2 protein-coding genes are annotated in these 1,317 nt (G+C 45.3%); one reads left to right on the top strand and one right to left on the bottom strand.

Features of this window, described 5'->3' with window-relative positions; all coding sequences use genetic code 11:
- On the bottom strand, positions 1–414 hold a 414-nt coding region (locus A3738_RS17725), incomplete at its 3' end, for an NAD-dependent epimerase/dehydratase family protein (RefSeq protein WP_231876686.1).
- A gap of 152 nt (positions 415–566) precedes the next feature.
- Between A3738_RS17725 and A3738_RS17720 the strand changes: the two genes are divergently transcribed.
- Positions 567–1,317: nucleotide sugar dehydrogenase (locus A3738_RS17720; protein ID WP_156504316.1), on the top strand; the 751-nt coding region annotated here is incomplete at its 3' end.

Genomic DNA, 1,317 nt, shown 5'->3' with positions numbered 1-1,317 from the left:
TTCAGGGGCAGGAGAATCATCCGAGGCAAAGCCCACCTCTCCAGAAAACTCGCCATTGACCTTAATAGAACTTAAAAAGATAAACCGCTTTACTCCGGCTTGAGCGGCCTGTCGAGCTAAATTCGCAGTACCCTCTACATTAACTACTCTAAACGCAACCAAAGGATCTTGCGCATCATCATTCATCACATGAACGCGTGCAGCGCAGTGAATGATCACATCCACGCCAGTGCCATCTCCATGACCACCACGACCTAGCACTTCTCGCCAATCCGTTTGACTATTAATGTCGCCAACCGACTGAAACGAATCGGAATCACTTCTTCTCGCACAAGCGACTAGATCCAAACCATTCGATTGAACTACAAATCGGCTACCTAAAAAGCCACTTGCTCCGGTCAGTAAAATTTTCAAAAAAATTATCCAACTAATTCGTTTAATTACACAAGATTATTGCGAAAACACCTTCGAATAACTCCTAAATAATCCGTAACTGTTTTGCTTTACAAAACACTGTAATCAGCACGTATACTTTTTACATAAAAATCAGAGTGAACAAGGGCATTATGGAAAAGGAATTCAGGTCAGTTTGCGTCATGGGCTTAGGCTATATAGGCCTTCCAACAGCTTCACTTCTTGGCACTAAGGGCTATCAAGTTACTGGCGTGGATGTATCTCCCAAAGTAGTTGAAACGATAAACCAAGGAAAAATTCACATAGTCGAGCCAGATTTGGATTTGCTGGTTAAATCAGCAGTTAATTCCGGGAATCTCAAGGCGAGTCTTGAGCCTTGCAAAGCAGACGTATTTATTATCGCTGTGCCGACCCCATTTAAAGAGGGCTACGAGCCAGATTTAAGCTACGTTGAGCAAGCCACTCGCAACATTGCTCCGTTTGTTGAGTCTGGCAATCTGGTCATTCTTGAATCGACAAGCCCGGTCGGAACAACAGATCTTGTTGCGAAAATCCTCAGCGAAGCTGGGCACGACACCCAAGGCGATGTATTTGTTGCCCATTGCCCTGAGCGAGTACTGCCAGGGCGCATACTGATTGAACTGGTTCAGAATGACCGCATTGTTGGCGGAATCAACGAGGCATCGACCGATGCTGCTGCAACGTTTTACAAAGAATTTGTAAGTGGCGAGGTACTTGAAACAAGCGCCAAAACCGCGGAGCTATCCAAGCTTACAGAGAATTCCTTCCGCGATGTGAACATTGCCTTTGCAAACGAGCTTTCACTCATCTGCGATCAAGAACATATCGATGTGTGGGAACTAATCTCGCTTGCGAACAGACACCCTCGAGTAAACATCTTAC

Source organism: Oleiphilus sp. HI0066 (assembly GCF_001635725.1).
This window is presented reverse-complemented; position numbering and strand designations above follow the sequence as displayed.